We start from the raw sequence: 14075 nt of genomic DNA, 5'->3' as shown, positions 1-14075 counted from the left end.
CAGGAAAACGGACCGAGAGTTTTGATAATGAAAAATGAAATGATAATATTTACAAACATTTGTAAAGGAAAAGAGGATATGAAGGTAAACGTTGCATAGGCTGGTAGGCTGATCAAAAGACATATAAACAGATTTCTTGTACCATGTGATCTCCATTTCAATCCAACTATTGTCAGGAAAAGATACCAATTGACAATAGCCTCAGGTAAGAAAACCAATGAGTAGATGTACATAGGCAGTCCCTCGCATATTGATTTTTTTTCCATTATTGGATTACGAAATACATTATACGAAATATAAAGGTAACTGTCTAATTTTGCCAAATGTTCTGTTCATTCATTCTCTTTGGAGTTCTTTCAAGCAAGAAATTACACATTTCGTGTCAATTTCATATACCTAGCCCTCGTTATAGACTATATTTAATCCATCAGAAAATGGTTTTTATTCCATCAAATGTAAGTGACTTTCTTTTCCGCCGGTTTATCCATAAAAGAAGATGGGTGCGTGCTGAAATGGTCATTACTCTGTCCTACTCGATTTCATTCACTGTGATTGCTGCAATCCTTCTCGTTGTGGTTCTGAAAAGATTGGGAACTCTGAAAATATCATTGAACAACCTCGAAAGTTTAAATAGGCCGAATCTATATCCTCTCGATCATCTAGTCGGGCAAAACATTGGCTCATATCTTCCCACGATTTTTCTTCAGCCCCCCATACGGTTCTTGCTTCTGGTAACTCCTTCTTGTGGGAGTTGTTATGAAACGATGGAGGAAATCACACAGAAACTTACGCACGGGGCTAAGCCAGAATATCTGAAATGTCTGCTTTTGAATGAATCAGAAGAACACATCGATTATTTTCTCAAACGTTATGCCTCGTCATTTGATATTGAAGTCATCGATCCGTCTATAATCGATGAACTGGAGATTAAAATACTTCCGTGTATACTCCGAGTTGACGATCATGGCAACATCGATGAAGCTACGATACATATCTGGAGAATGGAAGCGTTCTTGAAAGGAGGTGAAAAAGATGCTAAACACGTTGGGTAAATTTTTTGGAGTCAATGCTGCCGGCTATGTTTGTGGTAATTCTCACAAAGACTATTGCGTACAAGCTACTTGCTACGATACTGGTACAAAATACAAATATGAGAATGTTCGCCATGAATATAAGAATGGCGTAGAATGTATTTCTTACGAATATGGTTGCTGCACATAAAGAGCAAACCTTTAAGCAATGGGAGGTCCAATATGGCCTCCCTTTCCTTCATCGTAAGCAATGATTTTACCCTATCGTAAATGATGTAGTCACAACCGCCAGACAAGTTTTTCCTTGCATATGATTAGGAGGTACAGGATGGAAAAGCGGTACTTGTTGCTAGCTTTAAAAGTAGTCTGGCAGAAAGGGAAGCCCTGGTTGTTCTACACCGGCTTCTTTACCATCATAAGTGGAGTTCAACCGCTATTTATATTATGGCTCACCATGGAACTAATCAACGAGATTACCAGACTCATCTCATCTGCTGACGGGAAATATGGTACAGCAATGGTCCTTTTGTTGCTCCAGTTTCTACTGGTTGTTTTTTACAGCTTCGCCACAAAGGTGAACAGTTATATCAACAAAAAATTTGAGATTACTCTCGACCATCATTTACAAAAGCAAATATTGGCCAAGAGTTCAGGTCTCTCATACCATTTCATGGAAGACCCGGAAATACATAATCACCTTCAACGCATTATGGGGTCATCTAGTAGCAGCTTTCTTGCCCCGATTCGTAATGCAATGGGCATAGGACGATCCGTACTACATTCGCTTTCTTATATGGGGTTTTTGTTTTCGTTTCACTGGAGTCTGGTTGTTGTTGCCTTATTGCCCACACTTTCTCTTTTTCGGCTGCAAGTCAAATTGGGAGCCGAATCATTTCATGTACATTATCGTCTGGCCCCTACGGCAAGAGAGACGAGTTACATATCTGGTTTGTTAACTGATAAGCAATCGGGAAAAGAGATCCGTTTGTTTGGGCTAAACGATGTTTTGCTAAACAGGTGGTCGACACAGTTTCTGAAGAATTCAAAGGCATCCCTTGCACTCCTCAAAAAAAGAAGCATCTTGGAAGCGTGTATAGAAGCGCTGTCCGCGTTATTTTATATATTTTCGGCAATGATTATGATCTGGTTAGCTGTGTCGTCCAAGCTCCAAATTGGAGATTTTGTTTCTCTCAGTCAGGCTGTGCAGGGAGTTCAAGTTGCGATCCAACAGGTTTCACAGGAAGTATCCAATTTCTTTGAAAAGCGTCTGTTTTTACGTGATTTTTACCGTTTTATCGAATTGGAGGAAGAACGAGACAAAACAAAAGTTTCGGCTCAAGAACAATCTATGCAGCTAATTCCACATCAAGGGATTGTCTTTGCCAACGTTTCTTTCTCGTATCCCAAAAGCCATAAAAAGGCGCTTGAGAACGTTTCTTTTCATATCCTGCCTCATGAAAAGGTGGCGATCGTAGGAGAAAACGGCTCTGGAAAAACAACGATTGTCAAATGTCTGCTGGGACTGTACAAGCCAGATCAAGGTCAGATCTATTACAACGGTAACGATATTTCTGAGATCGATCAGGAAGTGTTGAAAAAGGATTTTACCGTCATTTTCCAGGATTTTATGCGATATCAGTTTACGCTGAAAGATAACATTGTTTTTGGAGATATTTCCGAAGTCGAAAATTGGACGCGCATGGAGCAGGCAGCGAAAGAAAGTGGCGTCGCTCTATTCGCAGAAAAACTTCCGGATGGATACAACACGTTTTTAGGGAAAATGCTGTATGACGGAGAAGATCTGTCGGGAGGACAGTGGCAAAAGATAGCGTTGGCACGAGGGCTTTTCCGCAAAGGGGAGGTCATTGTTTTGGATGAGCCAACAGCTGCCCTTGACCCAAAAACTGAATTAGAGGTATTTCAAAACTTCGAATCGTTGACGAAAGGCAAGACAGCGATTTACATCTCTCACAGAATGGCGGCAGCCAAAATGGCTGACCGGATCATTGTAGTGAAAGAGGGAGAAATCGTCGAAGTGGGTACCCATCAGGAGCTGATGGCTCTAGGGAAAGAGTATTTTAGCATGTATCAATCACAAGCCAGGTGGTTTTCGGAGGAGAGCAAAGAGGTGGTAGCATGGAAGAGCTAGGTCTATTTATCCGGATTGGTTTGTCGACTCTTTTTTTGAGTGCAGGATTTTCCAAGTGGAACAAGATGTTTCATCATCAACTAACAGTAGAACAATACCGGATCCTTCCTAAGAGACTTGTCCCGTTTTTTGCAAGGGCGGAGGTTTGGTTAGAAATTCTCGTCGGGATAGGGTTGTTATTCGGGCTTACGTATGCAGCTTTCGGTGCAGGAATCTTGCTGCTCATGTACTCGATCGCCATCACTGTCAATCTACTACGTGGACGAAATCATATTTCATGCGGTTGCGGCGGAATGGCTGGAGACCATATGTTATCTTGGTGGTTGGTTGCGCGGAATCTTTTTTTACTTTGTGGTGCCCTATATGCTGCGTCGTACGGAGCCGCGCAATTTAGTTTGGAGGTGTATTTCACTTCCCAAACAGTAGAAAAGACTTTTAGCGTCTATGCAATCTGGAAAGTAATCAGTTGTTATGCGATTCTCCTGGTACTGATCTTTGTAAACGAGATGGTTCAATTACGGAAACAGATAAAGAATCTACTACACACTAATTGAATAGGAGGTAGCCATATGGAAAAAGCTTTGCTCATTTCAAATCTGTTGCTGTGGATTGTGATTCTATTACAGCTAGCCCTGTTTGTTGTCTTTGCAAAATTGGTTGTGCAATTTTTGAATGGCTTTCGGGCAAAAGCGGAGGGCAAATTTGAATCAGCAGCACTTCAAGCGGGGGATAAAGCTCCGATGTTTTGGGAAAAAGATCAGTATGGTGTCATGCAAAGCTTGGAGAAAAATGACAATAAGTACACGTTGCTCTTGTTTATTAGCGAAACGTGCGGAATCTGTGAAAAGATTCTAAGACAACTGCCGCAAATCGATTTCGCTGAAAAAAATTTGCGGTTATTTGTTGTATCTACAGCATCACTGGGACCAAAAGAAGATTTGGTCAAGAACTATCCTTTTTTAAAAGCAGGCGATTTGTTTCAAGCGTATCGAGTGAACGCATTGCCAACAGGCGTGTTAATCAGTCCAGAGTGGAGAATCGTTTCCATGTCTGAAATACCTGAGATCAGTAAACTTTACCAGCTACTCGGTAATGTTGTGAATCAGGCCAGTTAAAGATAGGCTAAAATGAAGAGTTGAACAACAAGGGTACCAACAAGTACTCTTTTTGTTTTTGGTTATTTGTATTGTGCCCAAGTTGCTTCTGTTGAAAAAAAGTCGTTGGCTACGTCACACAGAATAGGTAAAAAATAGCCAACATGCTCATCAAGTAAGCACATTGGCTATTGGTGTACAGATCCTACTAGCTTTGGTACGTTACATAAGCGAGGATGCCTTCTTCGTCATCCAGAACCAGCTCAATTCCGGCCGAATAAGGGTTGCGCTGCATCTGTGTTTCCAGATAGAAGCGAATCGCCTCGATCAAATTAATCTCGATAAAAACTTGCTTGCGATCCATCGCGTATACTTCAGCGGAGAATCCAAACTCCTCATCCCACATGAGCTCTACGGAAACATCCTGTGGCTGAATTTGTTTTTTGCTCGCAACATGCAAGCAGATCGCATTGATTAATACTTGTTCAGAGATTGTTATCTTTTCCATGTGTTCAGTTCCTGTTTCTTCTCACGTTGGGTTTTGAAGTACACGAAGATTTTGCGGATCAAAACGATCACAGCGACAATCGCCAGCATGTTGATCAAGAAGCCAAAGATTGCACCCAGGGCGCCCATGTCACCAAACAGTCCGCCGAACAGCATACCTGCCAAACCACCAACCAAAAGACCTTTCATGAAACCGCCGCTCATGAAGCCACCGCTTTTAGTTGGAGCAGTAGTTGCAGGAGTAGAGGTAGTACCTTTATTTGTAGAAGCATTTACATTCGAATCGCCTTTGGTAGGTGTTTGCGTATTTGTAGGAGCAGTGTTTGAGTTAAAAGATTTTTTTCCGGATTTATAGCCTTTTGCATCGGCATGGTCAGCAAATCCGCTTGGAGCAAGTACGAGCATTACGGCAACCAACAGCATGAGTAATTTTTTCATGTTAAATGAGTAGCCCCTCTCTTGTTTTCGTCCTTAGATATAAGTGTACACGAATATTAATTGTTTTGCCACCAAACATTCCGTGAACAATGCTATAATGGAAGTTTTCTGGAAAAATTAATCAAACAATTTTCCTGGATTTAGAATTCCCTTTGGATCAAACTGCTGTTTGATCGCTTTCATGAAAGGCAGGGTATCTGGGTGTTCCATCTGGAGATACTTCTTTTTCCCAATGCCAATTCCGTGCTCGCCTGTGCAGGTCCCACCTTTTTGCAGGGCATATTCTACAATCTGTCCATTTACTTCCTCCGCTAGTCGTACTTCGCGCTGATCTTGCTTGTTGTACATGAGAGTGGTGTGGAAGTTTCCGTCACCGACATGTCCCAAAACTCCTCCTGCAAGTCCGCTGTTATCAATGGTTTCTCGCGCATAAACCACAGCGTCACTCAGCTCAGAAAGAGGAAGGCATACGTCGGTCAGCATCATGTCTTTGCCTGGAAAGCCGTGCTTGAAGGCATACGCTAAATTGTGCCGTGCTTCCCAGAGCTTGGCCCGTTTTTTGGAATCGGTTTCGACTAAGAAGCTCGCACATTTATTCTCCTCCAGCAATTCCTGGGCAAAAGCAACATCCTGCGCTAAAGCTGCTTCATTACCATGGAATTCGAAGAACAGGGTCGGCTGCTCGGGATAGTCGGTTTCGCTGTGCAGGTTCACTTGTTTGATCGATGCACTGTCAACCAGCTCGACACGCGCGATAGCGAGCCCTGCGGAAAGCAAGGACACAGCTCCATCTACGGCAGCTTTCACAGTAGGGAACACAGCGCGACCAGCAATAATCGTCTCCGGGATTCCATATACCCGCAACGTAATTTCCGTAAAGCTCCCCAACGTGCCTTCTGAGCCAACAAACAGTCCTGTGAGATGATAGCCAGAAGAAGACTTGGCAGAGAGTCCACCCGCATGAATAACAGTTCCGTCAGCCAAAACTACCTCCAAATCACGGACCTGACTACGCATGATTCCATAGCGCACACTCGTTGTTCCACTAGCATTTGTTGCCGTCATTCCGCCGATCGTGGCGTCTGCACCGGGATCAACAGGGAAGAACAGGCCGTGCTTTTTTAATGCCTGATTCAGCTGATTTCGAGTCACACCAGGCTGGACACGCACGAGAAAATCCTGAGGACGGATTTCGATAATCTGGTTCATTTGTGAAAAGTCTAGGGAGATGCCTCCTTTTAACGGTATGCAATGTCCCTCCAGGCTAGACCCCACTCCAAACGGAACGACTGGAATAAGGTGTTCGTAAGCATATTTCATGATGGCGACAACCTCATGTGTAGAGGAAGGATAGACAACAATGTCAGGTAATACAGGTGCATGATGAGATTCGTCTTTGCTGTGCTGCTTCAGCGTCGTTTCATTCACGGTCGCACGATCTTCAGCAGTTAAACCTCTCAAGTCTTCAAGCAACGAAGAGGGGATAGTAGTCATGGGGAGATCCTCCTGTCCAGTCGTGTTTCTTCTATAATAATAGGAACAAACCTCTAACACGACGAATGGTTAGAGGTTTTTATCCGTTACGCACTTTTTTTCAATTTGCGGGCTGCCCAGTTGCCAAGCGATTGGATGACTTGCACCAGAACAACAAGAATAATGACGGTGATGATCATGACTTCAATATCCCACTGCTGGTAGCCATAGCGCAGTGCCAGGTCTCCAAGTCCACCAGCCCCTACTGCACCTGCCATCGCGGTGGCTCCGATCAAGCCGATCGTGGCAATTGTCAGACACAGGACAATGCCAGGTCTTGCTTCACGAAGCATGATGCGTGAGATGATTTGTAAGCGAGATGCACCCATCGCACGATACGCCTCAATCACACCACGATCGACATCGAGCAGTGCCGTTTCCATCAAGCGGGCGATGTATGGCGCTGTATAGACGATGAGAGGGACGATTGCTCCTTCGATTCCGATCGAGGTACCGACAACCAGCTCGGTAAAAGGAATGATGGCGACCATCAGGATGATGAAGGGCAAGGAACGAACGATATTGATCAGAGTATTCAACATGTGATAAATAAACTTGTTGGGATACAAATGATTGCCTTGTGTAATGACAATCAGAATCCCGAGTGGAATCCCGATGATCGTAGCGATAAACAAGGAGATGCCCACCATGATGACAGTCTCTTGCAGTGATTGACCAAATACAGGAATCATCTCTGTCAAACGATCCATTACCGGGTTACCTCCTCTCGTGTCACGATCTCTACGTTGTAGACGGACTCACGCAAGAAAGCGATGCCGTCCTGTACAGCTTTCTGCTCACCGGATATGTGCAAAAGCAGAATGCCGAGGGCAGTTCCTTTGATAGAAGTTATCGAGCCGTACAATAAATTGGTGCTTACCGGGAAACGTGCAGACAGCGTTCCAAGAACGGGATCAAGCGCCGCATCTCCACGAAAAGCGACGCGAAGGATGTTGGCAGAAGGTCCAGTCTGCTTGATCTTGGACAGTATTTCCGCAGGGACTTCATCATCAAAAATCGTTTTGATAAAGTTTCGTGTGGTCGGTTGCTGTGGGTTACTAAAAACATCGAGCACCGAGCCTTGTTCAATGACGTGACCGTTTTCCATGATGGCAACATGATCGCAGATTTTTTTGATGACCTGCATTTCGTGTGTGATCAGGACAATGGTCAGGCTGAATTTCTTGTTAATATCCAGCAGAAGCTCAAGAATTGATTCGGTTGTTTGTGGATCGAGCGCCGATGTCGCTTCGTCACAGAGCAAGATTTCCGGATCGGTAGCCAGGGCGCGGGCGATGCCGACACGCTGTTTTTGTCCACCTGACAGCTGCGAAGGGTAAGCGTTCGCCTTGTCCGCAAGTCCCACCAGTCGGAGCAGATCCTCGACCTTTTGCTTGATGACATCCTTTGGAACGCGGTTCATACGTAAAATCTCAGCTACATTGTCGAAAACGTTGTAAGATGACAGCAAATTAAAATGCTGAAAAATAATGCCGATTTTTTTGCGTGCCTGACGCAGCTCTTTTTCTTTCAGAGAAAGCATATCTTGACCATTTACGATGACAGAACCGCTCGTTGGCTTTTCCAGCAAATTAATGGTACGGAGCAGGGTACTTTTCCCCGCTCCGCTAAAGCCGATGACACCATAGATTTGCCCTTTTTCCACGTTCAATGAGACGCCCTTCAAAGCCTCGACCTGCTTATTGCCTACTTTGTATGACTTATGAATGTCGGTTAGCTGTATCATTTCTTAACGTCTCCTTGCTGCTTACTTAATTTTTACCAGGAAGGAAGCACGGAACCTTCAAATCGTTCTTCGATGAATTTCTTTACTTCTTCGGAACGATAGCTATCAACAAGCTTTTGGTAAGCTGGATTGTCTTTGTTTTTGTCATCGGCAACGAGAACATTTACATACGGCGAATCAGATGTTTCGGCAAAGATTGCATCCTTTTTAGGGGAATAGCCTGCTTCCATCGCAAAGTTGGTGTTGATCGAAGCGAGCTCAACATTGTTTAGGGAACGTGCAAGGAATGCTGCTTCGAGCTCTTTGAATTTCAGGTTTTTCGGATTTTCTACGATGTCCAGAGGAGTTGCATTGTCGCCTACGCCATCCTTCAATTTGATCAGACCAGCCGCTTGATAAAGCTGCAAGGCACGAGCGCGGTTTGAAGGATCGTTTTGGATGCCGACAACACCGCCGTCTGGGATGTCTTCCACTTTTTTATGCTTGGTGGAGTAGAGACCCATTGGATATGTCACGGTTTTACCGATGATGGTCAGCTTTGTTTTATGGTCTTGATTGAATTTATCGAGGAAAGGAATCGTTTGAAAGCTGTTGATGTCCAGGTTTCCTTTATCGAGTGCTTGGTTCGGCTGTACATAATCGTTGAAGACAACAACTTCTACATCCAATCCTTTTGTTTTTGCCACTTCTTTTACTTTGTTCATGATTTCTTCGTGTGGTCCCCCGGTTACACCAACCTTAACGCTCGTTTGCTCAGCAGCGCTATTTGCAGGTGCAGGAGCAGCTTCTTGTTTGCCCCCGCAAGCAGTTACGAGTGATGCCGCGAGTAGCAGTGATGTGAGTAACAGACCTGTCTTTTTCATATGAATTTCTCCCCAATCCTTGTTTTTTATATATTTTGAAAAGTAAAGCCGAAAAGAGGGTAGAGAACTTGGTATTGCGCAAGTGCGCAAAAAAACCTCTTCAGAAAATAGAAGAGGTTAGAAACTGTCATCGGGAAACAGTCGTAGAACACCTCTCTTATCTTCCGGAATGTTTTCCGCTGGAATTGGCACCATATCTATCGAGATAGGTTGCCGAGGTATCATAGGGCCAGTCCCTCCACCTCTCTTCATAAGAGAACGTTTTATTCAATTAAAACAATAAAATCTGATTCGGTTAGTTGGATTATAGCTTGCTTGTTCACACCTGTCAAATGTTTTTAAAAAATTATTTACTTCTGAGAAATCACTATGTCAATTATTTAATCAAACTTAGTAGATGTTACTATGTTTAGGGAAAGGGGAAGAATATGGTATTATATGTAAAAAGATATAGGGCTGATATCGGTGTGCAAATATCTTTTTACTCTACTTTTATCATGTTGTTTTTTGACTTCAGGCTGTGCAAGCATTGATGAATCCGTCCTTAACCCAAATGAGCAAACAATAAAAATTGGCGTTGTCGGGCATCCTCCTATGGTTAATGAAAAAAACATAGAATTCATTGAGCTAGAGCTTGGAGCGGTGAGTAGTACTTCTGATGCAGAATTTCACGCTTTATTTATTATGCCAGAGTCACTCGAAGAAGCATCTAGCGCCAGATTTGCAGGTCTTTATAAAAACTTGAAATACCCTGTATTTTTCATTGGATCAACGAAGTCATATTATCCATTCATAGAGGAAACATTAACGTATTCTAAAGCGCCATCAACGAATTCAGGAATGTATGCAACTGGATTTATCAACGAAAATGGGCAGTACAAAATAATTGAATATGGCTTTAAAAATGATGAGCAAACAGAGGAAAATCTAAAAGAATTATATTCGAGTATTTTCAATACGATTTTGACGGAAGTTGCCCAAAGAAAAACGAAGTGAAGGGATTAAATTCGCCAAAATACGAATGATTACTTGCTAGAGGACGAGAACATATGTATAATGAGAAAAAAACATACCTGATATATGTTCCCGCAGGTGATGGCTATGACACTATTGGATACGAATGAAATCAGAAAAAAGCTATCTGCTATATATAATGAGATAGCAAAAGAGTTGTTCGGATTTGGAACGACTCTACTGAGAGTAACGATTGAGAACCAAATGATTACCTTCTATGCCAAACATCGCCGTTCTCCCCGCTCTGCTGCGCTGGAGGGTGAGGCCCCATCACTGAAGCTCGAAGTCGATTTCCGAATGTCTCTTCTATATAAGAAAAGACTGCGGGAGCGATTGGAAGAGGAAATGGGTCTGAACATAGAGGCTGTACTACGAGACTACGACGCTGCTACACAGCTGGCGATTACGAATGTTATTCTTACAGAACCAGAACTGAATACCTGACAGAGTGATTTGGATTTTCTCTTTTGATCTATCTTAAGAGAAGACCATAAGCTTTGGCGAAAACGGGTGTCGCTTCTCTTTGTTTACGAGGAAAAGTGCTCTTGTTTAGAATGAAATGTTCTAATCAAGGGTACTTTTCTTTTTTCTTTTTAACAAATATTACCTTTATAAGGGTGTGGTTGATGCATAGATAAACGCGAACGGTGGAACAGTAGGGGGTTTATCAACGGTTGAAGGTTGTATAAAAACAGAGAAACGTTGAATCCTAAGCCAATGGAAGAATAAGACTCAGGCGATACCTGAAATGGAGGAAGTTAAAATGAAAAAATTATTGACAGGAATCCTATCCTTTTCTGCACTCTCGCTGGCACTGGCTGGCTGCGGCAGCAGTGAACAACCACAACAAGGCGCTGCTGGTGGAGCAGCAAAGGGTGAGCCAACCAAGCTGGTTATTTCTACATGGGGTTTCTCCGAGGACTTTTTCCGCAAAGAAGTATATGAGCCGTTCGAAAAAGAGCATAACGTCAAAATCGTTCTGGAAATCGGGAACAATGCAGAGCGTCTCAACAAAGTCCGTCAAGGCAGCTCTGATGTCGATCTGATTTATCTTTCCGACTATTATGCACAACAAGGTATCGATAGTGGTGCATTCGAGAAAATCGATCGTACACGCATCCCTAACCTGAACGAAATTTATGATATTGCCAAAGCTCCACTGGGTGAAGACTACGGCCCTGCCTACACGATTGGACAATTCGGGATTGCCTACAATCCAAACATCGTAAAAACCGAAATCAAGGATTGGAAAGACCTGTGGAACCCAGAGCTGGCAGGCAAGCTGACACTGCCAAGCATCACCTCCACAACTGGCCCAATGATCCTCGACAGCGCTTCGAAGGTGGCTGGAAGCAAAGAATTTAACGAAGACCAAGCGTTTGCCAAAATGAAAGAAGTAAACAAAGGTGTAGTGAAGTATTACGACAAAACATCTGAGTACGTAAACATGTTCAGCCAAGAAGAGATTGCAGTTGGACCGATCATGGAAATGTACTTCAAGGATATTCAGGCAGCAGTTCCAGAAGCGAAGTTTGTAGCACCAACTAGCGGTGGATACGCAGTAATGAATACGGTAAACATCGTAAAAGGCAGCAAAAACAAAGAGCTGGCTGAAGACTTCATCAACTATCAACTGAGCAAGGACGTACAAGAAAAAGCAGCGAAAGCAAAAGTAGATTCGCCAGTTAACACGGCTGTTAAGCTTACAGATGAAGAAGCAAAAGGCGTAACCTATGGCGAAGAAACAATCAACAAGCTGCAAAAGCTGGATATGAAATTCGTAAACGAAAATTCCAAGGCTTGGATTGACCGTTGGAACCGTGAAATCACTCAATAAAGTAAAAATGAACGAGGGTATAAACCATGTGCTTATACCCTTGTTTTTTCAAAACAGATGCGAGAGGAGGCCCACCCATGAATCGAAAAATCATTCTTGATGTCGATACAGGTATCGATGATGCTCTCGGGATCATGCTTGCAGTAAAGAGTGGCGAGTTTGAGCTCGTCGGAATTACGACTGTTAACGGTAATGTCTCTCTGGGGAAAGCTACTGAAAATACATGCAAAATCCTCGACTTGCTGCAAGTAGGGGAGCAGATCCCGGTTGTGAAGGGTGCGTCCCAGCCGTTGATGCGTCCTGTATTTTTCGAGCACAGTGTTCATGGCGAGGACGGACTGGGAGGCGCACTGCGAGGTGTTGCCGTCACGAAGCAGCCATCAGAGGGCTTCGGACCGGATTTCATCATTGAGCAGGTGAAAAAGCAGCCGGGTGAAGTGACGCTGGTCATGACTGGGCCGCTGACCAATCTAGCGTTGGCTGTGAAAAAATGTCCCGAGCTGGTGGAGCTTGTTAAAGAAGTGATCTTTATGGGCGGGGTAGTCAAGGAACATGGCAATGTGACTCCTGTCGCCGAGTACAACATGTATGTGGACCCTGAGGCAGCCAAAGTCGTTTTTCATGCGGGCTTTCCTGAGCTGACGTTGGTAGGACTCGACGTGACGAGAAAAGTACTGCTGAACGAGGAGCATATTCGCGAGCTAGGTGACACGCCGATTGGGCGTTATGTGAAGCAAACCACTTCCGACTATTTACAGAGCTATTTTGAACGAAATGGTGTACGGGCATGTGCGATGCATGATCCATTGGCTGTTGGGGTCGCTTTGTCCAAGGATTTGGTGACGACGAAAAAGCTGTATGTCGATATCGAGACGAGAAGCGAATTGTGTGACGGGCAGACTGTGTGTGATTTCCAAAACCGCTTGAAAAAAGAGCCAAACATGAATGTCTGTCTGGACGTGGATGCCGATGCATTCTTTGTACGTTTTATCCGCGCGCTGAAAGCCTGACGATACCGTGAACAGGAGTTAATGGAATGAAAAAAAAGGGTCTTTATTTATTGCTGTTGCCTGGCGTGTTGTTTTTGACGCTGTTCATGGTCATTCCGATCGTGCTCACCATTGCGTCTACCTTTTACCAAGAAGGAAGCTTTACCCTGCAAGGATATCTCCAGTTTCTGACTGACAAATACTTTATGAAGATTTTGCTGACGACTCTGCAGGTGAGTATCGTAACGACCATCGCTTGCATCCTGTTAGGTTTTCCCGCAGCTTATTATATTTCGAAGCTCGGGCCTCGTAAAAAAGGCATCCTGCTTGCACTCGCCATCTTTCCACTGTTGACCAGCTCTGTTGTGCGTTCTTTCAGTTGGATGATTATTCTCGGAAAAAAAGGGCTTTTAAACAGCTCCCTGCTCTCTATGGGATTGATTGATAAGCCTTTGGAAATATTGTACACCCCGACCGCGATGATGATCGGTTTGATCCATTTGTTCCTGCCGTTAATTATTATTACGCTGGTTGGCGTGATGGAAAACATTGACCCAGATTTGATTAAGGCAGCCGAGAGCTTGGGCGCCTCCAAATTTACTGCGTTTCGCAAGGTGATTGTGCCGCTGAGTGTTCCGGGCTTGATCATCGGTAGTATTCTCGTATTCGTGGGGAGCTTGACTGCTTATACGACTCCTGCCCTTTTGGGAGGAAAACAACGAGTGATCTCTACATTCCTCTATCAAAATGCGATCACACTCAATGACTGGTACATGGCATCCGTCATCGCGACGATCATGATTGTCATTACCTTTGTCGTGATCTATGTAATGAACAAATTGGCTACGAAATTAAATCCGAAGGGGTAGAAGC

General features: G+C 43.9%; 15 protein-coding genes and 1 riboswitch. Of the genes, 9 read left to right on the top strand and 6 right to left on the bottom strand.

Annotated features, from left to right (window positions below; translation table 11 throughout):
- The first annotated feature begins 500 nt into the window (after positions 1-500).
- The 4 genes from C3B52_RS04150 (at position 501) to C3B52_RS04135 (ending at position 4295) form a co-directional block, all read left to right on the top strand.
- Positions 501-1052 (top strand): hypothetical protein, encoded by a 552-nt coding sequence (locus C3B52_RS04150; RefSeq protein WP_164684693.1) that lies wholly within the window; start codon positions 501-503, stop codon positions 1050-1052.
- Positions 1053-1359: 307 nt separating this feature from the next.
- A complete protein-coding gene (locus C3B52_RS04145) occupies positions 1360-3180 on the top strand; it encodes an ABC transporter ATP-binding protein (protein ID WP_164684692.1) in 1821 nt (606 codons plus the stop codon).
- Positions 3168-3734, top strand: coding sequence for a MauE/DoxX family redox-associated membrane protein (locus tag C3B52_RS04140; protein WP_103104836.1), 567 nt, complete (start codon positions 3168-3170; stop codon positions 3732-3734). The genes C3B52_RS04145 and C3B52_RS04140 overlap by 13 nt, the downstream gene beginning before the upstream one ends.
- Positions 3735-3749: 15 nt before the next feature.
- Complete coding sequence (locus C3B52_RS04135; RefSeq protein WP_103104835.1) at positions 3750-4295, top strand: redoxin domain-containing protein; 546 nt, start codon at positions 3750-3752, stop codon at positions 4293-4295.
- Between the two features lie 187 nt (positions 4296-4482).
- Here C3B52_RS04135 and C3B52_RS04130 read toward each other — a convergent pair whose 3' ends face one another.
- From C3B52_RS04130 to C3B52_RS04105, 6 genes are all read right to left on the bottom strand, one after another.
- Positions 4483-4782 carry a YxcD family protein gene (locus C3B52_RS04130; protein ID WP_103104834.1) on the bottom strand — a complete coding sequence of 100 codons (300 nt, stop codon included), beginning with the start codon at positions 4780-4782 and terminating at the stop codon, positions 4483-4485.
- A complete protein-coding gene (locus C3B52_RS04125) occupies positions 4770-5219 on the bottom strand; it encodes a hypothetical protein (protein WP_103104833.1) in 450 nt (149 codons plus the stop codon). Before C3B52_RS04125 ends, C3B52_RS04130 begins: the two co-directional genes overlap by 13 nt.
- A gap of 117 nt (positions 5220-5336) precedes the next feature.
- Positions 5337-6713, bottom strand: coding sequence for an FAD-binding oxidoreductase (locus tag C3B52_RS04120; protein WP_103104832.1), 1377 nt, complete (start codon positions 6711-6713; stop codon positions 5337-5339).
- An 86-nt stretch (positions 6714-6799) separates the two neighbouring features.
- Entirely contained in the window at positions 6800-7462 is a 663-nt protein-coding gene (locus C3B52_RS04115) for a methionine ABC transporter permease (protein ID WP_103104831.1), read from the bottom strand.
- Positions 7462-8499: a methionine ABC transporter ATP-binding protein gene (locus C3B52_RS04110; protein WP_103104830.1), complete on the bottom strand. Its 1038-nt coding sequence runs from the start codon at positions 8497-8499 to the stop codon at positions 7462-7464. Before C3B52_RS04110 ends, C3B52_RS04115 begins: the two co-directional genes overlap by 1 nt.
- A 32-nt stretch (positions 8500-8531) precedes the next feature.
- Positions 8532-9362 (bottom strand): MetQ/NlpA family ABC transporter substrate-binding protein, encoded by an 831-nt coding sequence (locus C3B52_RS04105; protein ID WP_103104829.1) that lies wholly within the window; start codon positions 9360-9362, stop codon positions 8532-8534.
- A gap of 154 nt (positions 9363-9516) precedes the next feature.
- A riboswitch (SAM riboswitch) is annotated at positions 9517-9619 on the bottom strand.
- A 250-nt stretch (positions 9620-9869) separates the two neighbouring features.
- On the opposite strand from C3B52_RS04105, the gene C3B52_RS04100 reads away from it, so the two are divergent.
- The 5 genes from C3B52_RS04100 (at position 9870) to C3B52_RS04080 (ending at position 14071) form a co-directional block, all read left to right on the top strand.
- Positions 9870-10358, top strand: coding sequence for a hypothetical protein (locus C3B52_RS04100; protein WP_235615596.1), 489 nt, complete (start codon positions 9870-9872; stop codon positions 10356-10358).
- A gap of 105 nt (positions 10359-10463) precedes the next feature.
- The gene (locus C3B52_RS04095) at positions 10464-10820 is read left to right on the top strand and encodes a Na-translocating system protein MpsC family protein (RefSeq protein WP_103104827.1); all 357 of its coding nucleotides are present in this window, start codon (positions 10464-10466) and stop codon (positions 10818-10820) included.
- Positions 10821-11139: 319 nt separating this feature from the next.
- A complete protein-coding gene (locus C3B52_RS04090; protein ID WP_103104826.1) occupies positions 11140-12213 on the top strand; it encodes an ABC transporter substrate-binding protein in 1074 nt (357 codons plus the stop codon).
- A gap of 77 nt (positions 12214-12290) precedes the next feature.
- Complete coding sequence (locus tag C3B52_RS04085) at positions 12291-13223, top strand: nucleoside hydrolase (protein WP_103104825.1); 933 nt, start codon at positions 12291-12293, stop codon at positions 13221-13223.
- 26 nt (positions 13224-13249) lie between these two features.
- On the top strand, positions 13250-14071 hold the full coding sequence (locus C3B52_RS04080; protein ID WP_103104824.1) for an ABC transporter permease: 822 nt from the start codon (positions 13250-13252) through the stop codon (positions 14069-14071).
- Positions 14072-14075 lie beyond the last annotated feature (4 nt).

Source organism: Brevibacillus reuszeri, from assembly GCF_002897295.1.
Lineage (GTDB): Bacteria > Bacillota > Bacilli > Brevibacillales > Brevibacillaceae > Brevibacillus > Brevibacillus reuszeri_A.
Note: the sequence above shows the minus strand (reverse complement) of the source record. Positions and strands in the feature narration are given on the sequence as shown.